At 62.6% G+C, this 22,782-nt stretch carries 17 protein-coding genes, 1 tRNA gene and 1 pseudogene; 10 read left to right on the plus strand and 9 right to left on the minus strand.

Annotated features, from left to right (window positions below; genetic code table 11):
• Nucleotides 1-158 precede the first annotated feature (158 nt).
• Nucleotides 159-235: transfer RNA gene (locus O6Y00_RS21035), tRNA-Met, on the plus strand.
• 109 nt (nucleotides 236-344) lie between these two features.
• Nucleotides 345-677, plus strand: coding sequence for a hypothetical protein (locus O6Y00_RS21040; RefSeq protein WP_353444475.1), 333 nt, complete (start codon nucleotides 345-347; stop codon nucleotides 675-677).
• A gap of 102 nt (nucleotides 678-779) precedes the next feature.
• Here the strand turns inward: O6Y00_RS21040 and O6Y00_RS21045 are convergent.
• The 3 genes and pseudogenes from O6Y00_RS21045 to O6Y00_RS21055 all read right to left on the minus strand — a co-directional run.
• A pseudogene (locus O6Y00_RS21045) lies at nucleotides 780-1,856 on the minus strand (recombinase family protein); the annotation flags it as partial.
• Nucleotides 1,857-2,097: 241 nt separating this feature from the next.
• Nucleotides 2,098-3,531 (minus strand): hypothetical protein, encoded by a 1,434-nt coding sequence (locus tag O6Y00_RS21050; protein WP_353444476.1) that lies wholly within the window; start codon nucleotides 3,529-3,531, stop codon nucleotides 2,098-2,100.
• Between the two features lie 519 nt (nucleotides 3,532-4,050).
• Complete coding sequence (locus O6Y00_RS21055) at nucleotides 4,051-4,311, minus strand: type IIL restriction-modification enzyme MmeI (protein WP_353444477.1); 261 nt, start codon at nucleotides 4,309-4,311, stop codon at nucleotides 4,051-4,053.
• Nucleotides 4,312-5,604: 1,293 nt separating this feature from the next.
• Between O6Y00_RS21055 and O6Y00_RS21060 the strand changes: the two genes are divergently transcribed.
• The 3 genes from O6Y00_RS21060 (at nucleotide 5,605) to O6Y00_RS21070 (ending at nucleotide 7,235) form a co-directional block, all read left to right on the plus strand.
• Nucleotides 5,605-6,033, plus strand: coding sequence for a hypothetical protein (locus tag O6Y00_RS21060; RefSeq protein ID WP_353444478.1), 429 nt, complete (start codon nucleotides 5,605-5,607; stop codon nucleotides 6,031-6,033).
• 122 nt (nucleotides 6,034-6,155) lie between these two features.
• Nucleotides 6,156-6,680, plus strand: a complete 525-nt coding sequence (locus tag O6Y00_RS21065; protein ID WP_353444479.1) for a hypothetical protein — start codon at nucleotides 6,156-6,158, stop codon at nucleotides 6,678-6,680.
• Nucleotides 6,681-6,713: 33 nt separating this feature from the next.
• Nucleotides 6,714-7,235 carry a hypothetical protein gene (locus O6Y00_RS21070; RefSeq protein WP_353444480.1) on the plus strand — a complete coding sequence of 174 codons (522 nt, stop codon included), beginning with the start codon at nucleotides 6,714-6,716 and terminating at the stop codon, nucleotides 7,233-7,235.
• Nucleotides 7,236-7,755: 520 nt separating this feature from the next.
• On the opposite strand, the gene O6Y00_RS21075 is transcribed toward O6Y00_RS21070, so the two are convergent.
• The 4 genes from O6Y00_RS21075 to O6Y00_RS21090 all read right to left on the minus strand — a co-directional run bounded on the left by O6Y00_RS21075 (nucleotide 7,756) and on the right by O6Y00_RS21090 (nucleotide 13,156).
• Nucleotides 7,756-8,655 carry a DNA N-6-adenine-methyltransferase gene (locus tag O6Y00_RS21075; protein ID WP_353444481.1) on the minus strand — a complete coding sequence of 300 codons (900 nt, stop codon included), beginning with the start codon at nucleotides 8,653-8,655 and terminating at the stop codon, nucleotides 7,756-7,758.
• 417 nt (nucleotides 8,656-9,072) lie between these two features.
• Nucleotides 9,073-10,218, minus strand: a complete 1,146-nt coding sequence (locus tag O6Y00_RS21080) for a DUF3089 domain-containing protein (RefSeq protein WP_353444482.1) — start codon at nucleotides 10,216-10,218, stop codon at nucleotides 9,073-9,075.
• Entirely contained in the window at nucleotides 10,215-11,519 is a 1,305-nt protein-coding gene (locus O6Y00_RS21085) for a glycoside hydrolase family 1 protein (protein WP_353444483.1), read from the minus strand. The genes O6Y00_RS21080 and O6Y00_RS21085 overlap by 4 nt, the downstream gene beginning before the upstream one ends.
• Before the next feature lie 113 nt (nucleotides 11,520-11,632).
• The gene (locus O6Y00_RS21090; RefSeq protein WP_353444484.1) at nucleotides 11,633-13,156 is read right to left on the minus strand and encodes a carboxylesterase/lipase family protein; all 1,524 of its coding nucleotides are present in this window, start codon (nucleotides 13,154-13,156) and stop codon (nucleotides 11,633-11,635) included.
• A gap of 164 nt (nucleotides 13,157-13,320) precedes the next feature.
• On the opposite strand from O6Y00_RS21090, the gene O6Y00_RS21095 reads away from it, so the two are divergent.
• The 3 genes from O6Y00_RS21095 (at nucleotide 13,321) to O6Y00_RS21105 (ending at nucleotide 17,972) form a co-directional block, all read left to right on the plus strand.
• Nucleotides 13,321-15,588: a TonB-dependent receptor gene (locus O6Y00_RS21095; protein WP_353444485.1), complete on the plus strand. Its 2,268-nt coding sequence runs from the start codon at nucleotides 13,321-13,323 to the stop codon at nucleotides 15,586-15,588.
• Between the two features lie 101 nt (nucleotides 15,589-15,689).
• Entirely contained in the window at nucleotides 15,690-17,261 is a 1,572-nt protein-coding gene (locus tag O6Y00_RS21100) for an AMP-binding protein (protein ID WP_353444486.1), read from the plus strand.
• 15 nt (nucleotides 17,262-17,276) lie between these two features.
• Entirely contained in the window at nucleotides 17,277-17,972 is a 696-nt protein-coding gene (locus O6Y00_RS21105) for a TetR/AcrR family transcriptional regulator (protein ID WP_353444487.1), read from the plus strand.
• Between the two features lie 53 nt (nucleotides 17,973-18,025).
• On the opposite strand, the gene O6Y00_RS21110 is transcribed toward O6Y00_RS21105, so the two are convergent.
• On the minus strand, nucleotides 18,026-19,636 hold the full coding sequence (locus O6Y00_RS21110; RefSeq protein ID WP_353444488.1) for a carboxylesterase/lipase family protein: 1,611 nt from the start codon (nucleotides 19,634-19,636) through the stop codon (nucleotides 18,026-18,028).
• A complete protein-coding gene (locus O6Y00_RS21115; RefSeq protein WP_353444489.1) occupies nucleotides 19,636-20,943 on the minus strand; it encodes a spinster family MFS transporter in 1,308 nt (435 codons plus the stop codon). Before O6Y00_RS21115 ends, O6Y00_RS21110 begins: the two co-directional genes overlap by 1 nt.
• Before the next feature lie 143 nt (nucleotides 20,944-21,086).
• On the opposite strand from O6Y00_RS21115, the gene O6Y00_RS21120 reads away from it, so the two are divergent.
• Both O6Y00_RS21120 and O6Y00_RS21125 read left to right on the plus strand, forming a co-directional pair.
• Nucleotides 21,087-21,758: a TetR/AcrR family transcriptional regulator gene (locus tag O6Y00_RS21120; RefSeq protein WP_353444490.1), complete on the plus strand. Its 672-nt coding sequence runs from the start codon at nucleotides 21,087-21,089 to the stop codon at nucleotides 21,756-21,758.
• A gap of 94 nt (nucleotides 21,759-21,852) precedes the next feature.
• Nucleotides 21,853-22,722 (plus strand): SDR family NAD(P)-dependent oxidoreductase, encoded by an 870-nt coding sequence (locus tag O6Y00_RS21125; RefSeq protein ID WP_353444549.1) that lies wholly within the window; start codon nucleotides 21,853-21,855, stop codon nucleotides 22,720-22,722.
• The last annotated feature ends 60 nt before the right edge of the window (nucleotides 22,723-22,782 follow it).

The raw sequence follows: 22,782 nt of genomic DNA on the forward strand, positions 1-22,782 counted from the left end.
AACTCGGCCGTGAAACCCGACTGCGCCAATGGTACTATCGCTCAAGCGATGGAAGAGTAGGTCGTCGCCAGGCATTGAAGCCCGTGCAACATGCATCACGCACTATATCACAAACCCATTCACAATTCCTTCTACCCAACGCACGCTAGCCGTGCCGTCGCGGGGTGGAGCAGCCCGGTAGCTCGTCAGGCTCATAACCTGAAGGTCACAGGTTCAAATCCTGTCCCCGCAACCACCGCCATAGAACTACGATCGCCGCCCTCACGGGCGGCGTTGTCGTTTGTGGCAAACTCTAGCAAGTCAGACACCTTTGCCACCACCTCGGCTTCCGGACCATCCTTGCCGTGCGGGTAAATCGTCACGCTTTCGATAAGCGTCGACAGGATCTCTGCAGCTTCGCCGCGGAACGTCTCGGCGTCGAGCGTCTCGCGCAAGCGGCCGACATTCTCTTTAAACAGTTGCAGCAGAACCGGATGCGGCAGGATCGTGGCCGAAGGCACCACTCTCGTCAGCATACGCAATTGTCCTTCCAGTCGCGATTTCTCTGCCTCGCGGTCGCCAAGGAGCTTCAGCAGGGCAGGGGTGGCCACCGCTGCAAGCATGTTTGCGGCCAGCATGTCGATCTCGCGGGTGACGACGGCGAGGCGGTCGATGACCGATTGGTCATGTTGCGCTGACGTGCTGGCGAGCCGCGCCATCTCGCTTTTAAACTCTTCTGCAAACAGCCGGGCGTGGTCCTCGGTCAGCAACTGGTGTTGCAGGATTGAAAGGGTTGCCGTCTCCAGCGGTCCCTTGCGGACCGACAGCGTGTTCGAGCAGGTGCCGCGCTCCTTCTGGCCGGCACAACGGTAATAGTCCTTGCCGGATATTGTGTAGGCCGACCCGCAGCAGCTGCACCTGATAAGGCCCGACAGGAGGTGCTTCTTACGGTTCTGGCGGGCGACCGGAATGTTTGTGCTGGGACGCAGACGCTGCTCGATCTGAGCCTGAACCGCGCTCCACTGCGAGTCGTCGACGATACGAAGACCGGGCACCGCGACCTCAATCCATTCGGACTGATCGCGTAAGCGATAGCGCCGCTCGCGCTTCTCGCTGTCGGGGTTACGTCGCCATTGCCTGCGACCCCATACCAGTCGACCAACATAGAGCGGATTGTTGAGGATACCGGTCGCCTTTTTCGGATCTCCGCGAATGGTGGACGCATTCCACGAGCCGCCCTGCGGGCCAGGGATGCCGTCGACGTTGAGCCGGGTTGCGATCTGAATGGAGGATGCGCCGGCCGCGAACTCGGCAAAGATCCGCTCGACGATGACCCCTTGCGCCGCATCGATCTCAAGCAGGCCCCGAATGACCTCGCCGCGTGCGTCGAGCTTGATGACCCGTTTGTAGCCATAGGCGCGGCCGCCGGCGAAACGACCGGCAAGCACCGCGGCCTCCATGCCCCTCACCGTTTTGTCGATGAGGTGTTTGAGGAAGATCGCGCCCAGCATGCCCGCGACTGCGAACTTGATCTCGTCGACATGGCCTTCTGAAACGGTGTGCAGTGGCACACGGTGATACATCAGCTTTTTGCCCAAAAACGCCACGTCTTCTGCGTCGCGGGCCAGCCGGTCGAGCGCTTCGCAGACAACGAGATCGACGGCACCGGTTTCGATGTCGCGCAACAGCTTCATCAATCCCGGTCGGTCGCGGCGATAGCCTGATTGCTCGGGATCGAGATAAGTCGCGACAACCGTGCCGCCCAAATAATTGACGAGCTTCATGCAGGACGCCGCCTGATCGGCGCTCGACGAGGCCGTCTGCATCACCGTCGAGTGGCGGCCATACAGCGCGACGCGGGGAGGGTAGATAATCATATTACGGTGCTCTCCGAGCGGTCACGATTTGATCGTGTACAGTGCACTCCGAACAAGAACGGTGCTGCTCGGCTGCTGCTGCTCGAGCCATCAACCGAACAAGTTGACCAAGCGCATACGCGTGCACGTCGTCCGCCGGAGCGGGAGAGGAAACAGCGTATGTTGATCGACGGGCCATGCCAGGCACCGTGGCGGGCTTTGCGGATTCGCGAGTGGGTAACGCGAAACTGTTTAGGCATCTTCAGGCAAGCCAAAGGGCGGGATCGTGCACGAGAACGGTGATGGCGTCACCGGGGTGAACGCACCGGAATTTCTTTCTGGCTGCGTCGACCATCGCTCTGCCGGCGTTCGTATTTTCAAACCCGCACGATCGTTCCGCATGATGGCGATCCATTGCGAGATGACGACGTAGGAACATCGATGTTCTGACCAGCGCTCGTGATGAAATCTTTGATTTCTCTGCGGAAACTGCACCGTTCCAATGTCCCACCGCGTGATAATTCAGCTCGAAGTGTCCGGTCACCGCTTGATTCGAAAGGGCGGCGTCAATGCAAATGTCGATGCGGGCTTTTGCATTGAGCAGAGCCATGGCCAGAATGACGCTGCTTTCCGAGCCGGTGACGCCAATTCGCTCCATTACGAATTCCCTGCGCCCGAGACCTTGCTTCGACAGCGTCGATCGACTGAGCGAGGTTACGCTGCTGAGTTCTGCGACAAGGGACGCGGCGACCTTCGCGAAAGACGATGACCGGGCGCGGCCTCCGATTAAGCGCGACTGAATACGTTCGGCTATTGCAATCAAGCGCGGATCACGCAGCCAGCTTGGCACTTCGCTTAACGGGGATGTTGTCGTTCCGGGCCGTTGGCAGATGTTGGTATGCAAGCCTGCCATTGTCGCCGAAATTTGTTGGGCAGGCACGATGATATGACTCTCCATGACACTCGCCATCATCGGCCAATCGCAATCTACGGGCATCGTGTCGCCCAAGGGTGCCGTGTTCCACCGCCTGATCAGGTGCCCTTTCAAAACAATATCGACATAATAAAAGAACAATGCCTGCTGGCGTACAAGCTCTCGCATGTCCTCGATGCTCAAGATGGCAGTCTTGGCATTCTGGCGGAGAGCTTCTGAAAACTGCCCGCTGACGATAAGCTGCCATAAGGATGGACCGCGATCGCGCAGTTCGTCGAGGTTCACTATCAGCCACGAACGGCGCAGGCCGATATCCGCGTCAAGACGGTCGACGACTTTGATGGTCGCTTCGCTTTCGAACCATTTAGATATCCATGAGATCGGCGGCTCGGTCGGGGCGTATCCTTTGGGGGGTAGCGCCGGTGCAGAGAGATGCTGCTCCGTCAGCCAATTAATTGTCGACAGAGAACAGTCGTGGATTGGCGTGTCGATCGAGTCCGACTTTTGAACCGACAGGGCAATGCTTCGAATATCGTCGATTAATGCGTGATGATCTCCCGTGCCGGTCAGGCACTGATCGATTATATTCAGCGCTGCGTTCTCGACAAGATCGGTGTCTGCGCCAGCCGAAATGGTTTCAATGATAGAACGGGTGCCAAACCCTGCCGTATCGACGGCGGACCGCCGCTTCGCCGACGCGAGGACGCAGGAAGACAGGAAAGCCCCCTTACGCGAGGCGCTGACGTGAAGTGAATGTGCCATAGCAGCTGCCAGTTTTGCTCAATCCGGCGCCGGCCGGGTGAATGGAAGGCTCATCTCGCACTGGCAGCGGCGAGTGACGGAGAAACGGAGGGTGACAGCGCGCTCCGGTAACCTGCTGCAGACGCCCCGGAGACCGTCCCAATCACAAGAGGCCGGGCGCGCATCGTCACCACCGGCCAAGTCAGGATGTTATCAAACACCTTACGGTTGCGTCTACATCAAATTTGCACCGCCAACTGACCGGCATCGTGAATGCAGATCGCTGCATTCGGGGCAAAACTGATAGAGGCACGAACCCGCGGCGCGGGAGGGCGTGTGCGGCACTCTCAGCGCCACGCGGTACTTTATGCCCAGTGCCCAGTGCCCAGTGCCCGGTGCCCGTTGCCCGGTGCTGCCTCGAGCAGCCGCGCTACTTCCTCGATGCTCAGTACATCAGGCATCTTGCGGGGACGGGGCGCCAGGACCAGCTTGCGCAATAGGTCGGGCCGGTCGAGCGGCACGCATAGTCGCAGGCAAGTGCTACGCCCGACAGCGGATCTTCCGCCTCCACCGTGGAACCGTCGCGCTGTCCCGCAGCGCCGTCACTTCGCCATCGGGCGCAACGGCAAGGTTGGCGTCGTTACGCCGGAGCACGCCGCCAGTGACGTGGCCCGAGCGGAGCCGCTTGATCGTCGTTTCGTTATTACCGAACGCAGCCAAGAACTCCCAAGGGAACTCGTTCGCATCGAACGGCTCGGCAGCGAGCCTGGATACGGCTTCTTCGATCTCGACGACGTTCATGACGTGTTCTGTACTTAGTCCGGATCTACCAGTTCGTTCGGCCCGGCGGAGGGGGCCAAGCCAAGGAACTTAGGATCTCCGCGTAATCCCACAGCCCATCGAACGGGTCGTTCCTCCCTCGATCATTAGCCAAGCCAGAGAAGTTTCGACAAACCTGTAAGAGGGCGGACTTGATCGCCTTCAAGAAGTCCTCGTTGTCTCGTAAGGCGTGAAGCACGACCATGATCCGGTGGCTATCACGAGCACGATCGGTGTCCGTCTTCTCGTCACCGGTCTTGCCTGCGATGGCTCGCAGAATAGCCCAGGCCGGCCCCATCGCGAAGATAGGTGCGGTCGCACTGCGCAGTTCCGTCATCAGTAGCGTCATCGCGTATAACTTGAGGCCATGCTCTAGTTCTGCAGTATGTGACTTCTCTTCGTTGAGCTGCAGTTCAATCTCCGCAATCTTCGACGACGCCCGATGTCGTTGGCGTCACCGCTTCTGCCATAGCTGTCCAAAAGGACGTCGCCGCCGGCTAGCTATGGCAGCAGGTAGCGTGAATTTCAGAAACCATGAAGTATTGCTATGGCAGGAAGGGCCTACTGCCATAGCGAATTTTGGAGGCGCAATACCGCAAAGCTGGGGGACCCATCTTTGCATGCGAATTCGGCGTTGCCGAGCGACAATCTGGCGATTATCGCGTCCCTCGACGACGCCCGATGCCGTTGGCGTCACCGCTTCTGCCATAGCTGTCCAAACGGAAGTCGCCGCCGGCTAGCTATGGCAGCAGGCAGCGTGAATTTCAGAAACCATCAAATATTGCTATGGCAGGAAGGGCCTACTGCCATAGCGAATTTTGGAGGCGCAATACCGTAAAGTTGGGGCACCCAACTTTACATGCGCTTTCGACCCTGCCGGTCGATGAGTACCCGATCAACGCCTTCGTGACGAAGGTCGGCGCCACATTCTGTAACGCCGCTTTGACATACCGATAGACTAGCCATCGGGGTCCTCCTCATGGCGACGGCCATGCTCCGGAAGGCGGGTAGCTAAAGGGCGCAGGTCTTGAGATAGAGACCTGAAGGAAGAGTAAGGGGACTAAAAGCCATAGAAGTTGGGTGGGGCTGATTGAGCCCCGAAGGACGGACGAAAAAGTAAGTCTGAAATGAGGAGCTTGTCGCGTGCCGGATTGGCCTGCGACCCTCTCTGAGTTCTGCCCAATGATTGAAACCCACGTTACGCAAATGTCGCTCGCAAGCGTCCTATGCAACTACCTCCTCGAAGGCCTTAGCCCGGTTACGGCGTGTGAGCATATGCCGGGCAACGGTCTCCCCGAATTCACGGTGCGGGTCGATCGCCAGGATGTCGTATTCTCGTTCACCTGCGTCGCTCCACCAATGTTCAGCGGTAAGGTCGAGCAGCTTGCGCGCGCACAGTCGATCGACGTCGTGCTGGTTCGCTGCTTCACTGAGAGCTTCGATGCGCTTCCCGCGAGCGTCGAGGCGACGCTTGCGGGAGGGGGCCTTGTGCCGTTCACGCTTACCGATCTTACCCTTTATCGCCACGAAGACGATGCGCTGTGGCTCGTTCCGACCGGGTTCGGTGCCGCTGTCAAGCTGACCGATGAAGGGCTGCAGCTCCATCTGGTTCCGCCTTACGAGACGCTCATCGATCGCGCATTCGGCATCTACAAATCGGCTGCCGAAATTGCCGAGCGTCTTTACCCGCAGGTAGTCAGGTGAGCGCGGTTGAGATGTCGCCATCCAGCATCGTCATCAATGCCGATCGCGAAACGGACCCGCACAATCCCCATACGCATCTTCGCCTCCTTGGTGACCCGACGGGAACGGTGGGGGCTAGAGTAATGTATGGTTGTTTGCGGCCATCGCTGAATGGCCACGTCAACAGCGCCGCAGCGTTCGCGCTCTCGAAGGTCACCGTTGCGGCAAGGCCAGATACACCGCCCTGGACCCCGACCGCTGAGCGGGTCGAGGTTCTTCTTCCGCGAGGCGCGTGCGATCGGTTCGCTGATCCGCGGATGTTGATGGAGGCGGTCGATGCCGAGCGGCCCGATAAGGTCAACGCGCTGCTCGCCTACGTCACGTTCACCTTTCACACCGATCGGCTTCACCACCAGTGGGAGTTGGTCCGCGCGTTCATTCGTCGGTGCGTTGTGGACCCGATCGAGGTGGGCGTTCTCCTCGTCCAGCATGCGCCGCACAAGGCAGGAAGCGCGAACGAACCACACGTCCATGCTCTTATCGCAGGGCCTCGTCGACTCGGACCATTGGGGTTCGTCGAGCCGATACCGGCGCTGATGCGCGACAGCGCGCATCCGCTGATCCGCGATGCCTTTCGAGCATTCGAACGCCGCTGGCCCAAATCCTAATCGCACCAGACAACATCTACGAAAGCCTCTGATATGAACGATAACAACACCTGGCCGGTTCTCGGCGAGGCAGCAGCCTCGCGCGTCGCAAAGATCCTCGCCGCGCGTGCAGGCTGGAAGCTTGCTGAGGTCGCGGCCGATCATGGCATGCCGCTCGCCGGCTTCCTCGAAAACGAGGCGACGGCGCTGCTCATTGCGGTCACGCGCGACCCGCTGCAGCTCGCCGCAGCGCAGATGGAAAGTGCGCTGATTGCCGGCAGATGCGATGGTCTCATCATCGCGGACGAGAGAGATCCGTGGTTCCCCCCGCGGATGTCGCTTGGACATTGGCAAAGCGGCAAGGTCAGTTGGTACCTGCCGATGCTTCCCTACGAAGATCGCCATGACACGTTGTGGCTCGTCCCGCACAATACGGTCGACATTAACCCGGGCGCACCGGCGTTTCGGCTGGTCGCACGCTATCTGCGTCCCGAACCGCTGCCGTGGCGCGACGACGTCGAGCGTCTCGCCGGGCTCGACCGGGGCGCCACACTGCTGCGTCGGAGCATCGTATGAGCGAGAGCTACTCGTCCCGGCAGATACGCAGCGCGCGTGACGCGGTTACGATAGGGCTCGCCGTCATCGGGCTATTCGGTCAGATATGGTGGGCGCAGCCCGCAGGGGCGGCAACCCGCGCATTGATCGCCTGGTCGGATCGGATCTGTCCGGCGATAAAGACGACACTCCGCGAGAGTGTCACCGTCGGGAATGGGGCGCACCGCCTGGATATCGCGGTCGTGCACCGAACGATCGATGCGCTGAGTGGGCAGGCCGAATGTGCTATGCGTCCTTTCACACAAGCAACCTGATAAGCGTCACTGTAGCAACGTGCTATTGCTTGGAGCCCCTTGGGCGCCGTCTCGCCGATCGTCTCGATTGCGAGACCACCGAAGAACAGCATAGCAATTTTCTTGCGATAAGCGACATGCGACACGCGAAAATTCTTCGACCACTGGTCAGTCCCTGTTGGCAGATGAAGTAGAGTGTAAGAACATCTCATCGACACCCGCCCTGTGCAGTTAGGCTGTTACGGCTCTCACCGTTTGCTTGCATCGGCACCGCTGCGCAACAGCCAGCGTCCGGGCACAAGCTCCTCATATCGCGCCCTCTGCTCTGCGCTTGCGCCAAGCATCACGATCATTAACGCGAAGGGAGTTTGTTGAGCTTTGCCCGACGAGTTCAGGAACGGAACACGGCCTTGCAGGAAGTAGGTGTCTGCATCGATGCTCAGCGTTTCATGGAAGAACGCTGAATCAGTCCTCGACGGAACGAGGCAAATAACGGTTTCGACGTTACCCGCCCGCCACTGGCTGTGCGCGCGACGCAACCATTTGAGCTGTTCGGAGAAAGGTGGGTTTACGAAAGCAAGCCGGCCCGACCAGTCATCGACGAGCCCATCTCCGCCTTCGCTAAGCAGGATGCGCCGACGTGCCACGACAGGGCTGAGCAAGTTGGCGCACGGATCTAGGTCGATTTCGCCAAACGCTGCATAAACGTTCTCCATGAATGCTGGCGGAGTGAAGCGGCTGTCCCTGTCCTCCTTATCTCCCGGCCCCCAATAAGCGCGCTCGGGTGCGCGACGTCGTGCCCTGGGCGCGATCAATGCCATCAGGCGTAGCAGGCTGGTGACAGATCCATCCCCGCGTTCCAAACTGACGATCGTGGTGCGAGACAGACCGGTGCGCGCTGAAACCGCGGCAAGAGACAGCGATCGCGAGCGTCGGCAGAGACGCAATTGCTCGGCAAGCGTTGAACCTGGTCCGATCCCGATCAAGTGGAAGTCGAGCGCATCCATCACCCGGATCAGGGTTGCGACCGAACCGACACCCTGCTCCAGTCGCAGTATAGCCTGCGGTTGCACGCCGATACGCTTTGCCAGCGTTCGCTGTGACCACCCGCCAGAGCGTCGAACTTCCTTCAAATCATCAACCAGCATATGATATCAATTGATATCGATATCTGATCTGTTTTGCACACGATTTTACCGGCAGCAGTTAGGGAGCGGAAGGGGAGGGTTCGCCACGGACTCCGGCTTTGGAAATGAGGCCACCAATGCCAAATCTGTTACGGCCAAAGCCGGAAAATTGTATTTGCTTTAATAACGAATGCACGCTCCTGAAGGATGTCTGGTGAATGCGAACCGTCCGCATTTCAGAAAAACTGGTGGAAAGCGGACCAGCCGCTTATGGGTGGATATCGTGAAAGCAGCCGTTCGTTCATAATCTCGTCGAGATGGGCGCGGCACCAATCATCTTCGAGGCGGGGCGCGCTCGTCCAGTAGTGTGCAAATGCGGCTGGCGCGAAAGCGCTGGGATATTGGAGTCCCGAAACCGTGATGGCAGAGCCATCGCTATCATTTGGTAGCGTCGGCCTGCCACGCAGTCACCCGGTCGCCAGCATTGCGGCGCAGCGCGTCGTAGAAGATCCCATAGTCGTTGAGGTGATAGCTTCCGAATGCCAGGCTCAGCTTGTCAATGAATCCAGGCGGCGCAGACCATGGCACGTGCACGGCGAGTAGGGCGTCGCGACACACTGCGCCGGTGAGATGAGGTACGAGCGCAGATAACGGCTGGGCGACCCGCCCGAACGGCGCAACGGGAAAGGGGAGGCTGCCGGCGTTTGCGGTCGCCGGTGCCGCGCCCACGCGCCGCCAGGTCAGCGGATTGACGCAAAGCGCGTGCGACCTGCCGTCGGTAACATGGCGACCTCGCCACCAATAGGCGCGGTTGTCGGTGATCATCCGCGCGCCACTGCGGCCTGTCTCACTGGTGTTGTAGGACAACACGCACCCGGTCTGACGCGCAGTGCTGCAGATCGGCAGGCCGAGTTCGCCGAACGTATCGGGCACATAGCCTCCGATGAGATACGCTGCGACGAGGCGCCGTTTGAGTGGCGTTCTGAGGATTTCTTCCTGAAGCAGCCGGATCGCGTGCGCTGTCCCCTGGCTATGCGACGCGATAATGAACGGGCGGTCGTGGTTCTGGTGCGCGATAAAATATTTGAACGCACGGGCTATATCGCCATAGGCGACGTCCATCGCCGCGTTCACCTTGAGGGCTGCCAGTGTGGCCTGGCGATACCGCGGTACATAGAGCCGACAACAGCCGTTGAAGACGCTGACTTGATCGAGGAGCACGGGCGCGTTGAGCGGGGCGGCGGTGTCTGAGGCGTCGAACGGCGCGATCCACACCGGGCTGCCCTTGAAGGTCGTAGGGTGAACGAAGAACACGTCTGCAGGCGCGGTGCTTTCGTCGACGGGCGTCACCCCCGGCGGAGTGGATCGTTCGAGCCCGTTGTCGCCGGGCAGGGCCAGCCAGGCGTTTGCTTTTGCGTAGTCGGGAGCGGGCGGCAGAGTTCGCGCGTCGTAGGGCTTGGCCGGACCGCGCAGGCTGGCGAGCGTGGCCCACCCGCCATTTGCAGTGAACGCCCCCAGCAGGACGACGACGACCAGCCCGAAGCATCCGAGGCGCCGTCTTACCCAGCGTCGCGGCGCGGTCACAGCCGGTTCGCCCTGGCATGCGCCGCCAGCACGCGCGCACTCGGCTTCACCGTCCGCTTGAAGGTCTTGCGATCGACCGCGACCAGCCCGAACTGCTTGGCATAGGCCGAGGTCCATTCGAAATTGTCGAGCAGCGACCAGTAGAGATAGCCCTTCACGTCGATTCCCTCAGCGATGCATTTCGCGACCTCGGCCACCGTCGCGTCGATGAATTGCGCGCGGAGGCGGTCGTCGGTCGCGGCGATGCCGGTCTCGGTCAGGTAGATCGGCTTGTCGATATGCGCGTGTGCGTAGCGCAGCGTCGCGCCGATCGCGTGCGGGTAATTCTCATAGCCCATGTCGGTCAGCGGCACGCCGGACTTGGAGTTTATCAGGCCGTGTGCGCCGATGCGCAGCCGCGAATAGGTCTGCACGCCGACGAAGTCAGACGCTCGCGCGGCCTCGATCCAGCCACCATACATCGTCTGCTCGGCTTGGGCAGCGCGGTTGCCCGGGCCGACGCCCTGGATCTCCTGCATCGAAAGCGTCACGCCGACGGGGAAATCGCCCGGCCCCGCCTTGATCGCCGCATAAGCCTTGGCATGCGCGTCGAGCATCACGGCGTTGATCTTGTCCGGATCGCCGAACAGCATCGCCGAGAAGGCGGGCGAGTCGGTGCGGCGCGCCGCCGTCGCGATCATCGCGCGCGCATTCGCCGCCGCCGCGTCACTTGCGAAGCGCGGCAGAACTTTCCGCAACAGCACGATGTTCGCCTCGTTGAAAGTCGAAGCCATGCCGATGAGCGGGCCGAGCTTCTGCGTCGCGCGCGCGCAGAAGCGGGCAAACAGGTCGGCGCCGTCGGCCACCTCGAACCCGCCGTGCATCGCGAACCACAAGGGCACGGTGAAGTGGTTGTAGGTCACAATCGGCAGCAGCTTGCGCGCATGGCACGCCTGCAGCACACGGACATAATGGTCGAGTGCGGCCTCAGAGAACATACCTTCGGCAGGCTCGATCCGCGCCCATTCGATCCCGAACCGGTAGCAGTTGAGGCCGAGGCTCGCCGCGATGTCGAGGTCCTCCTCGTAACGCTCGTAACTGTCGCACGCGTCGCCCGACGGGTCCTTGAACGCGGTTGGCGTGATCGTCTCGAGTAGCCAGCTGTCCGACGCGGTGTTGTTGCCCTCGCTCTGGTGCGCGGAGATCGCGGTGCCCCACAGGAAGCCGCGAGGGCGGCGGGGTTGGGCGCTGGTAGTGCCGCCGACGGCGATCAGGCCGGCCGCGCCGGCGACGAGCTCGCGTCTGCTGGGGTTCAGGGGCATGGCGTGTCCTTCAATATCGTGCTCGGTCCTGTATCTCTCCCGTCCCTTTCAGGGAGGGGAGCTACGCCGAGCGCCTCGAGGGGAAAGATCCGTCGATCATCGACGGACGGACATCACGGCTTAGGCATAGCCGCCCATTTTTTCTGCGCATCCGCCATCGCTGCGGCCTTGGCGCGTTCCTGGATCGGCTGCAGCCGCACCGCCTGCGTCTTCGTCCCGATCGCGAGATAGTGTGTTGGCGCCGTCGTGACCGGCGGCCATTTGGGCGCACCGGCACCATTGGGATCGCCGGTCTTGGCAAAGCGTACCCAGTAATCGCCCATCATCTTCGAGACCGCGACGTCCTGCGCATCCCAGCTATGTTCAGCCGCCTTGGTACCGAAGACATATTCGAGCTCGCCACCATGGTCGGTGCCGGCTGCGGTCGCGCGCCGATCCACGAAGACCTGGTCGAAGTCATAGGCGAACGCCTTCTGGCCATTCGCGGCATGGCGATCAGCAAGCGCGAAGGAGGGGAGGACAAAGCCGACATCCTCGGCGAGATCGGTCGTCGCTGCAGCCACAGGCTTGCCGGTCATCGCGACATAGCCGTCGCGAAGCGCGGTGAAATCGTCGCCGAGCAATGCCTTCGCCGCTGCCTCGGTCATCCCGCCCAGGCTCGATTCGTTCGAATTGCTGCCGATGATCAGCGGGATCTTCGCCTCGTCGCCGCGATAGAAGGGCTCGCCGGGGCTTTGCACCACAACCTTGCCGTCGATGAAGGGGAAGGCGCGGCCGTTCTTGACGACATCGGCGAGCGGGACCGCGCGAAGCTGTTCGGTCGTGGCGTTCTTAAGGCCGAGGCTGTCGGCCCACATCTCACCTACGCGCTCGGCGTTGAGCATGCCGCCGCGGATCGGAAATAACGGACTGCTGCCCGCGCCCGATTCCGAAATCGCCTTGTGGAACAGCCCCTTCGCGAGAGGCGCGCCCATTAGGATCTGTACCGATCCAGCGCCTGCGGACTCGCCGAACAGCGTGACGTTAGCGGGATCGCCGCCGAAGTTGGTAATGTTGCGCCTGACCCATTGCAGCGCCGTGACCTGATCCATGACCGCGTAGTTTCCAAGCTGGCCGCTCGGATCCTCGCGGGTGAGCGCCGGGTGCGCGAAGAAGCCAAGTCGCCCGAGACGATAGTTGATCGTCACGATTACGACACCGCGCTTCGCGAGCGCCGCGCCATCGTACAGCGGCACCCCCGCCGCGCCATAGGTGAAGCCGCCGCCGTGCAGGAACACCATCACCGGATAACGGCCCGGTCGCGCCGGCCGCCAGACGTTGAGGAACAGGCAATCCTCGCTGATCGCGCCGACCTGTGCCCAGGGCTCCTTGTGTTCGGACCCCTGGGGGCAGGCGGCTCCGAAGCTGCGCGCGTCGCGTACGCCCGTCCACGACACGGCAGGCTGCGGTGCCTTCCAGCGAAGCGGTCCGACCGGGGGCGCGGCATAGGGAATGCCCTTGAAAACGAGCGTGTCGGCGGCGCGTGTGCCCAGCACCGTGCCGGTATCGATCGTCGCCTGTTGCGCGGCCGCGCCGGTTGCCAGCATCGCGGCTGCCATCGCGACGGCGCAGCGCGCCCATGATGTCGTGCGGATCATGCCCTTTTTCCTCTCCTGCGCGCCGAGTGGGCTCGGCTGTCACGATGCATGCTAACATCAAAATCAACATTCACCAGAGCGATAATGAAAGTTGACAGTCGCGCCGAATCGATGCCAATCAACTCCGACGCGCCGCAGAGCGCGACATTCAGAGAGGATGATTGATGCGCATGTTCCTGCTGTCGGCGTCTGTGATCGCCGTTGTGATTTCTAGTGCCGCCTATGCCCAGGTTGGCCCCGCCGATGCTCCCGCCACGTCCGCCCAGACGACGCCGCGGTCGTCTCAGAACCCGGTCGATGCGGCCGACCCGAATGCCGTTCCCGGCGACACCGGCGCCGCCGACATCGTCATCACCGCCGAGCGTCGCTCGACCAGCCTGCAACGCACCGGCGTCGCGGCATCCGTGCTGACCGGGGAGGACCTGATCCGCAAAAGCGTCAACACCGTCGAGCAGCTCCAGTTCTCTACGCCGTCGCTGACGGTCAACACCTCGGGCCAGGCGAACAGCTTCAACATCCGCGGCATTGGCAAGTCGGAGATCAGCAGTTCGGTCGGCGTCGGCGTCGTCACCTACCGTGACGGCGTGGCGACCTTCCCCGGTTATTTCCAGACCGAGCCCTATTACGACATTCAGTCGGTCGAGGTGCTGCGCGGACCACAGGGCACGTTCGCCGGCGGCAACGCGACGGGCGGCGCTGTGTTCATCACCGAGACCAACCCGACCTTCGATCGCGTCAAGGGTTTCGCGACCGTGCAATATGGCAATTACAACCAGCTGAAATCGCAGGGCGCGATCAACATTCCGCTGACCGATACGCTTGCGATCCGGCTCGCCACCAACCTCGAAAAGCGCGACAGCTTCTTCGACGTTACCGGGCCATGGTCCGGCAATCCAGGAAACCTTAATGCGATCAGCGGCCGTGCGAGCCTGTTGTGGCAGCCGGATACGCATCTACGCTTGTTGGTGAAGGGCGATTATAACAAGATCAATTATGGCGGCTTCCCGAACACGCCGGCTTATTTCGGCAGCGCGGCTGCGCCCACGCTGAACACGAGCGATCCGTTCGCCGTTACCAGCAACGCGGGGCTGTCCGGCCAGGACGAGTTCGGCCGCATCTCGGCGAATCTGAGCTATACCTTCGACAGCGGGCTGATGCTCCGGTCGATCAGCGGGTATCAGAAGGGTACGACTCAGGAGGAACTCGACGCCGACGGTACGAGCACCGCGAGCAACACCTTCCAGGATTTCGCCAACGAGAAGATCTTTTCGCAAGAATTCAACATCGTGTCGCCCGACACCGGCCGGTTCACTTGGCTGATCGGCGGCTTTTATCAGCATGACAAATACGATTTCCCGGTTGGCAACGGGTATGTCTCGATCGCGGCGACCGGGGTGCTGCGTTCGCTCCGGATCGAGGGCACCAATCCGCACACCGCGCTCGCTGGGTTCGGGCAGGTGGGTTACAAGCTGACCGATGCGTTGCAGGTCACGCTCGGTGGTCGCTGGTCGCGCACGACCTCGCGCAACGACGTCAATTATCCGATCCAGCTTAACCTTGGCGGGCCGACGAATGTGCCAGTGACTTTGGTCCAGCACGATTTCAACGCCAACAAGAATGTCGATGGCAAGATCGCGCTGAACTGGACGGTGGATGCCAGTAACTTCGTCTATGCGTTCGTCGCCAGCGGCACGAAGGCGGGCGGGCTCAACGGCGCCAATCTGTTCGGGGCAACTCCGCGCGGGTTTGATCCGGAGAAGGTCACCGATTACGAACTGGGCTGGAAGAGTACGTTGCTCGGCGGCCATCTGCGCACGCAGCTCGGCGGCTATTACAACAGCTACAAGAATTTCCAGGTGACGATCGTCGACCCGGCGACGCCGAACTACACGTCGATTTTCAACGTGCCGAATACGACCAAGCTCTATGGGTTCGAAGCCTCGGCGCAGGGTTCGTTCGACCGTCTCCTGTTCGATTTCTCGACGTCGCTTTCGCATTCTTCGGTCGGCCAGTTCTTCGCGCGCGACCCGCGGCTCGCGACGACTGGGGTATGCAACGCCACGACGGGGCCGGCGACGGCGGGCTGCATCGATCTGGGCGGTCGTCGCCAGAGCTATTCGCCCAAGTTCACGGTCAGTGCCGGTGCCCAATATGCGATCCCCGTCGCGGCAGGCTTCACGCTGACCCCGCGGCTGGATTACGCGCACATCTCGTCGGTATGGGCGACTCTGTTCCAGAAGAAGGCGCTGGGCGACTATCTGGTCGATCGCAACATCTTCAACGCGCAGTTGACGCTCGACAACGGGACGTGGTCGATCGCTGGGTTCAGCACCAATTTGAACGACCAGCATTATATCGGGTCGCTCAACGGCATCCGACGCCTGGCGGCTCCCCCTCGCCAATACGGCATTCGCGCCAGCACGAAGTTCTGATGGCGAGGGGGGTGGCCTTGGCTCGCCCCCCCTCCCCAGGATCGTCAGGCGACGCGCTGCGACAGGCCTCTCTTGAAAGACCCGCAATGACCCCCGGATCGATGCAGCCCTACACCCTGACGCTCGACAAGTTCATCGACCACGCCGCCAAGTGGCACGGATCCACCGAGGTGGTGACCGGCGGAGAGGGGGGGGGCGCGCGGATCGGCTATGCAGCGCTGCGCGAGCGCGCCAATCGCCTGTCGGGCGCATTCGCCGCGCTGGGTCTCACGGCCGGCGACAATCTGGCGACGCTGGCGTGGAACAGCCAGGCGCACATGGAATGCTGGTACGGCGCGATGGGGACCGGGATCGTCTGCCACACGCTCAACCCGCGGCTCGCGCCCGCGCATCTCGCCGCGATGATCGACCAGGCGCAAAACCGCGTGCTGGCGGTCAGCCACGGGCTCGCACCGCTCGTCGAGGATCTGCTAGCGCGCTGTCCGGGGATCGAGCATGTCGTGCTGTTCGACGAGCCCGGTCCGGCGAGCCCGGCTCCGAAATCGGATCGCGCGCGGGTCTGGCGGCTGGAGGATCTGCTGGTCGAACACGGCACCCCCGTGGCCTGGGGCGGCTTCGACGAGAACGCGCCCGCCGGGCTGTGCTTCACGTCGGGCACGACGGGCATGCCGAAGGGCGTCACATATACGCATCGATCGAACTACCTCCACACCACGCACCTGATGGCCGCCGACGTGATCGGTATCACCGCGCGCGACACCATGCTGGTCGGCGTGCCGATGTTCCACGCCAATGGCTGGGGCTTCGCGTTCGCCGGGCCGGCTGCTGGCGCGAAGCTGGTGCTGCCCGGCCGCAACCAGGACGGTGCGAGCCTTGCGAAGCTGATCAACGAAGAAGGTGTGACGGTAGCGGCGGGCGTTGCGACGGTGTGGCTGGGGCTGGTCGACCATCTCGAACAGACCGGCGGGACGGTGCCGTCGTTGCAGCGCATCCTGCTCGGCGGATCGTCGGTGCCGCAGGCGCTGATGGACCGGTTCGAGGCGCGGCTGGGCGTCACCGTTCAGACGAGCTGGGGAATGACCGAATTGTCGCCGGTCGGCACCGTGACGCCCGCGAACGCGCCGGTGCGTGTCTCGACCAAATCCGGCAAGCCGCCGCTGGGCGTCGATCTGCGGCTGACCGACGAGGCGGGCGTCCCGCTACCCGACCAGCGAGACGGCGAGGGGCGGTTGTGGGTGAAGGCAGCGAGCGCGGTCGAGCGCTATTTCGGGCAGCACGAGACCGCGACCGATGCCGAGGGCTGGTTCGACACCGGTGACCTTGGGCGCATCGATGGTGACGGGACCCTGAGCATCACCGGCCGTGCCAAGGACCTGATCAAGTCGGGCGGCGAATGGATCAATCCCGGCGAGATCGAGGCGATCGTCGGTGCCTTGCCCGACGTGGCGCTGGTCGCGGTTGTGGGCCGTGCGCATCCGCGCTGGGGCGAGCGACCGGTGCTCATCATCGAGGAGCGGCAGGGTGCTGAACTGTCCGACGAGACGCTGCTCGATGCGTTGCGTGGTCGGATCGCGAGCTGGTGGCTGCCCGATGCGATCGTTCGCGTGCCGGTCATGCCGCTGGCGCTGACCGGCAAGATCGACAAGATGCGCTTGCGGGCCGAGCATGGCTGAGGCCATGACGGCGGCATGACCGACGCGCCGCCCCGACCCCGACGTTCCCCGACCAAAAAGGCCGAACAGCGCGCCGCGATGCTGGAGCAGATATTCGATGCGGCCGAGGCACTGTTCGCCAAGCACGGCCTGTACGGTGTTACGCTGAAGGAGGTCGCGCAGCAGGTCGGTGTCCACCAGTCGCTGCTGCATTATTATTTTACGGACAAGAAGGAGCTGTTCGACGCGGTGATCGCGCGGCGTGCGCCGGTGACGATCGAACGCCGGCTGGCAACCCTCGACGCCTATGAGCGGAGTGCGGGGGGCAGTCCAACCGTGGAGGGAGCGCTGCATGCCTATCTCGACGCCGATCTCGATCTCTACGGCAATGGCGACATCGGCTGGCGCAATTTCGGCATGCTGGGCGCCCAGATGAGCAACACGGCCGAATGGGGTGCCGACCTGATGGACACGCATTTCGACGCGGTGGTGCTGCGGTTGGTCGGCATCCTCAAACAGGCGCTGCCGGAATGTCCCGAGGCGGATCTGTTCTGGGGATATCATTTCGTGACGGGCGGGCTGATGCTGTCGCTGGGGCGTACGGGACGCATCGACAAGCTGTCGGGCGGGCTGTGCCGCTCGGAGGATTTCGAGGCGATCAAGGAACGGATGGCGCGCTTCATGGCGGCGGGCTTCATCGCAACGTGCGAGGCGCGCACCGCCAAGGACTGATCCTGTTGTCTGGCCTGTACGCCACCCGTCCTTCGCCTGGTTGTGATGTCCGCCTATTCACACCCCGCCACGTCCGGTGGCATCGGCGGTGCGGCTAGGCCGACGTTCCAGTTCCAGCCGATCGTCCCCGTCGCGCGGCGGCCACACATCACGCGTTCGTTGAGCGCGAACATGCCGGGTAACAGGTCGCGCCGTGCCTCTGGCGTAGCGCCGAAATGCATGTAAGCGCGAGTCGTGGTATAGGCCGGCCAGGGCGCGGCGTGCCGGGCGACCGGCTTGCCGTCGCGGACAAAGCTCGCCCAGTAGTCGGCCATCGCGTCCGACAGCGCCCGCTCGCCGGGCGTATCGGGAATTTTCGGCCATTGCGGCGGCGTGCTGGCGGACGTGCCGAACACGAACGGCAGTTCGCTGGCGTGGAAGGCGTGGAGGGCCGCTTGGTCCATCGCGGGATAGCCATGATCGAACAGATAGAGATAGGCGGGCTTGCCGAGTGCGGCCTGCTTGCGGACGAGGCGTTCCGCGGTCCAGCCATACAGCGCATCTCGTGTCGCCGCGAGGATGCTTTCCTTGTACGTGGCCGCTGGATAGAGCCGCAGGAACGGATCTGCGAGATCAGCATAGCGCGCGCGGATCGTGCTTTCATACGCAGCGGCATCCGCCGGGGTCGGTGGTGCGAGCATCCGTAGCGAGCGGATCTCCCCCTGGTTGAAGCCCGCAAGCACCGGCACCGCGGCCTGCTTGCCCTGATCGAACGCATCGACCATTTGCTGCGGCAGCACGGCGCCGTCGACCACGCCGAACGGCGCGAACCCTAGCTTCGACGCGGTGTCGGTCAGCAGCTGAGGGTCCATGGCTCGCAAGGCGGCGATATCGGGTGCCTGCAACGCGGTCCCGAGCGCCTGGCCGCCCGCTTCCCAGGACGGCATGCCAAACACCGGTTTGCGCAGATCGGGCATCGAAATCATGTACGAGCTTTCCGCGATGACCTTCGCGAACAGGCCGTGCGCGGCGGGCGACGCCATCAGGTACAGCGCGCTGAGCCCGCCTGCCGATTCCCCGGCGATGGTGACGTCGCGGGGCAACCCGCCGAACGCGGCGATGTTTTCGCGGACCCAGGTCAGTGCGGCGATCTGATCGAGCAGGCCGTAATTGCCCGAGACGTGCCGTGCAGATTCGGCGCTGAGCCCGGGATGCGCCAGCCAGCCGAGCACGCCGAGCCGGTAGTTGATCGACACGACGATGATCCCGCGCTCGGCAAGCTTTCGGCCATCGTATGTCGGTTCGCGGCTCGATCCGGTGCGCAGCGCGCCGCCGTGGATCCAGACCATGACGGGCGCATGCCTCGCATTGGCGGGTGCCCAGACGTTGAGCGTCAGGCAATCCTCGCTGACCGGCATCGGCGGTCCGGAATAGACCGTGGCGTTGGGCGCCTGGGGCTGAACGCAGGCCGGGCCGAAAGCGGTGGCGGCACGCTCGCCCTTCCAGCGTGGCAGCGGTGCTGGCGGGCGCCAGCGCAGGTCTCGGACGGGCGGGGCGGCGTAGGGAATGCCCTTGAACACGCGAAGCTCGCCTTCGGTCGTGCCGCGCATCTTGCCCACCGGCGCGTTCACCACCGGCATCGGCGCGGCACCGGCCAGCGCCATGGCGATTAGAAAAGCTGTCATCAAATCGTCTCCTGGCGATGCAGTGTCCGCGCGAGCCAGAGAAACAGGCCGATCGCGATGACGTAGAAGGGGGCGAGCGTGTAGAGCGCGAGCTGCAGTGGATTGGCCGCGCCGCCGGCCGAGAAATGGTCGCTTGCCGCACCGACCCAGGTCGGCCCGAGGCCAAGCCCGATGAAGTTCATCACCAGCAACAGCAACGCCCCTGCCAGCACGCGTTGGTTGGGGGCTGCCTCTTCCTGAACCAGCGTGACCGAGCAGGAGAGGTAGAAATAGTTGAAGAACATCACCACCGTCAGCAGCGCGAGCGCCAGTGGCCAGGTCGGCGCCCAGACGAACGCGATGTAGAACGGCATCGAGATGGCCAGCGACACGGCTGGCGCGATCGCGAACACGCGGCGCGAGCGTCGCGCGAAACGGTCGATGATCCGCCCGGACGCGATCATGCCGCCGCCCATGCCGATGACGATCGCCAGCGCGTACCAGAAGGCGATCTCCGGCAGCGTCATGCCCTTTTCGCGGATCAAGAACAGCACCGCGAAATTGCCGAGGCCATAGGTGACGAACTGCGTCGCGCCGCTGCCGAACGCGGCAAGCGTCATCACCGGATTGACGAAGAATGCGCGCAACGTCGCCCAGAACGGGGCCTTGTCGGAAAGATTGCTTGCGCCGGAATCGGCGGCACCGCGCACCGGCTCGGGGATGACGAACGGCAGTGCGGCGGCAGCCAGGAGTCCAACTATGCCGATCGCCACGAATGCGTCGCGCCAGTCGAACATCGCCGCGATCGAGGCGCCCAGCGCGATGCCGAGCGCCGCGCCGATCGGTGGCCCCAGATTGTAGATGCCGAACGCGACGCCCCGGCGGCCCGGTGCGAAGATATCCGTGATGAGCGCATAGGATGGCGGCACGCCGCCTGCCTCGCCGAAGCCCACCGTCATCCGAGCGACCACCAGTTGCGGATAGGTGCGCACCATGCCGCAAGCGATCGTCGCGGCGCTCCAGATCGCACAGGCGAGGGTGAGCACCCCGACCCGGCTGGTACGGTCGGCAAGCCAACTCACCGGAATCGCGATGAAGCAATAAAACATTGCGAAATACAGTCCACCGATCAGCCCCAATTGGCCATCCGTGATGTGCAGCGAATCCTGGATCGGCTTGGCAAGAATGCCGAGCAGCTGTCGGTCGAGAAAGTTCAACACATATACGAAAGTCAGCATCGCCAGCACGATGCCGGGACGACGTGATCGTCGGGGTGTCATGGTTTGCGCGCGCACTGCGTGCGTCGCCTCGTCGCTCAGGACCGTCATCACCCTCTCCCACTTGGCGTGGATTATGCTTCGACGATGCGGCACGCGGGAGTAGGTGTCAATACACACTCTCTTATGGGTGAGCATGGCTCATTAGACTTTGCGCCTTGACGCCTGCTCGCTAACGCGGGAGTGAAGACGGCGTGACCCAGCAAGCAAAATCCGCCCGTCCCTCGCGCAAGGCCGAACAGCGCGCCGAAACGATGGAACAGATTTTCGATGTGGCCGAGGAGTTGTTCTCGAAGCACGGCCTTCACGGCGTCACCTTGAAGGATGTCGCCACGAAGGTCGGGGTCCATCACACGCTGCTCAACTATTATTTCACGGACAAGAAGGCATTGTTCGATGCAGTCTTCTCACGCCGGGCCGGGATCACCAGCGAACGGCGCATGAAGGCGCTGGCTGATTACGAAGCCGCCGCCGGCGACACGCCGACCATCGAAGGGGCGTTGCACGCTTTTCTCGACACCGACCTCGATACCTATATCGATGGCGGCGAGGGCTGGAAGAACTACGCCAAGCTCGGCGCGCAGGTCGCGAACACGCCCGAGTGGGGGGCCGAGTTGATGGACCAGCATTTCGATCCCGTCGTGCTGCGATTGATTTCTCTGCTCAAGAAAGCGATGCCCGATTGCCCCGAAGAGCGTATCTTCTGGGGGTATCACTTCGTCACCGGCGCGCTGATGCTGACACTCGCGCGCACGGGACGCATCGACAAATTATCCGGAGGTCTATGCCGTTCGGACGATTTTCCTGCCGTGAAAGAAATTATGGCGACCTTCATGGCCGCCGGCTTTCGCTCGCTCTGCGACTGATGGCGCGGTCGCGTCGGACCGATCAGGAAAACATTGCGCCTAAACTTTAGTTCGCTATCACGTTAGCGAATATAACATCTGGAGAGTGGATCCGATGCTTCATGGTAAGGTTGCGATCATCACCGGAGCGGGTGGCGGTCTGGGGCGGGCACACGCGCTCTATCTGGCCGGTAAGGGCGTCAGAGTCGTCGTGAACGACGTCTCCGCCGAGGCCGCGGTCCGAGTCGTGATTGAGATCGAGGCGCGGGGTGGCACGGCGATGGCCATCGCCGCGTCGGTGACCGACGAAACCGCGATCGGGGCGATGGTCGAGTCGGTGCTCGCGGCCTGGGGGCGGATCGATATCCTTATAAACAATGCCGGCATTCTGCGCGACAAGAGCTTCGCCAAGATGACGATCGACGATTTCCGCACGGTGGTCGACGTCCATCTGATCGGCGCGGCGATCTGCACCAAGGCGGTGTGGGATACGATGCGCAACCAGCGTTTCGGCCGGATCGTGATGACGACGTCGTCTTCCGGCCTTTACGGCAATTTTGGTCAGGCGAATTATGGTGCCGCAAAGATGGCACTCGTCGGTCTGATGCAGACTCTGGCGATCGAAGGTGAGAAATACGATATCCGCGTCAACTGCCTCGCGCCGACGGCCGCGACAGGGATGACCGAGGGCGTGCTCGACGCGGAGAGCCTCGAGAGGCTCGCGCCAGATCGCGTGTCGCCAGCGTTGCTGACGTTGGTGAGCGACGCAGCGCCCACGCGCGTAATCTTGTGCGCAGGGGCGGGCCATTTCGCTACTGCGAACGTCACGCTGACGCGGGGACGTTATGTCGGTCATACCCACGACGCCGGTGAACAAGCAACCGTGCACTGGGACGAGATACTGGACCGAACCGCCGAGATCATTCCGGCTTACGGTTTCACCCAAGCGGAGCGCGAGGTTCAATCTGCGCGAGTCGCCGGATAAACGAACGTCCGTAATGGCGTTGGCAAAAGACGCCTACGATCGTCCGCTTCTGGGTCGTCT

The sequence above is a fragment of the Sphingomonas faeni genome, from assembly GCF_040407565.1.
Taxonomy (GTDB): domain Bacteria; phylum Pseudomonadota; class Alphaproteobacteria; order Sphingomonadales; family Sphingomonadaceae; genus Sphingomonas; species Sphingomonas faeni_F.

Bases quoted from the DNA above. Each gene is read 5' to 3' on its own strand.
- O6Y00_RS21065 (WP_353444479.1), top strand. From the start codon at position 6,156: ATGTATGGTTGTTTGCGGCCATCGCTGAATGGCCACGTCAACAGCGCC.
- O6Y00_RS21095 (WP_353444485.1), top strand. From the start codon at position 13,321: ATGCGCATGTTCCTGCTGTCGGCGTCTGTGATCGCCGTTGTGATTTCT.
- O6Y00_RS21105 (WP_353444487.1), top strand. From the start codon at position 17,277: ATGACCGACGCGCCGCCCCGACCCCGACGTTCCCCGACCAAAAAGGCC.
- O6Y00_RS21090 (WP_353444484.1), bottom strand. From the start codon at position 13,156: ATGATCCGCACGACATCATGGGCGCGCTGCGCCGTCGCGATGGCAGCC.
- O6Y00_RS21070 (WP_353444480.1), top strand. From the start codon at position 6,714: ATGAACGATAACAACACCTGGCCGGTTCTCGGCGAGGCAGCAGCCTCG.
- O6Y00_RS21060 (WP_353444478.1), top strand. From the start codon at position 5,605: ATGCCGGGCAACGGTCTCCCCGAATTCACGGTGCGGGTCGATCGCCAG.
- O6Y00_RS21085 (WP_353444483.1), bottom strand. From the start codon at position 11,519: ATGCCCCTGAACCCCAGCAGACGCGAGCTCGTCGCCGGCGCGGCCGGC.
- O6Y00_RS21110 (WP_353444488.1), bottom strand. From the start codon at position 19,636: ATGACAGCTTTTCTAATCGCCATGGCGCTGGCCGGTGCCGCGCCGATG.
- O6Y00_RS21075 (WP_353444481.1), bottom strand. From the start codon at position 8,655: ATGCTGGTTGATGATTTGAAGGAAGTTCGACGCTCTGGCGGGTGGTCA.
- O6Y00_RS21050 (WP_353444476.1), bottom strand. From the start codon at position 3,531: ATGGCACATTCACTTCACGTCAGCGCCTCGCGTAAGGGGGCTTTCCTG.
- O6Y00_RS21115 (WP_353444489.1), bottom strand. From the start codon at position 20,943: ATGACGGTCCTGAGCGACGAGGCGACGCACGCAGTGCGCGCGCAAACC.
- O6Y00_RS21055 (WP_353444477.1), bottom strand. From the start codon at position 4,311: ATGAACGTCGTCGAGATCGAAGAAGCCGTATCCAGGCTCGCTGCCGAG.
- O6Y00_RS21100 (WP_353444486.1), top strand. From the start codon at position 15,690: ATGCAGCCCTACACCCTGACGCTCGACAAGTTCATCGACCACGCCGCC.
- O6Y00_RS21125 (WP_353444549.1), top strand. From the start codon at position 21,853: ATGCTTCATGGTAAGGTTGCGATCATCACCGGAGCGGGTGGCGGTCTG.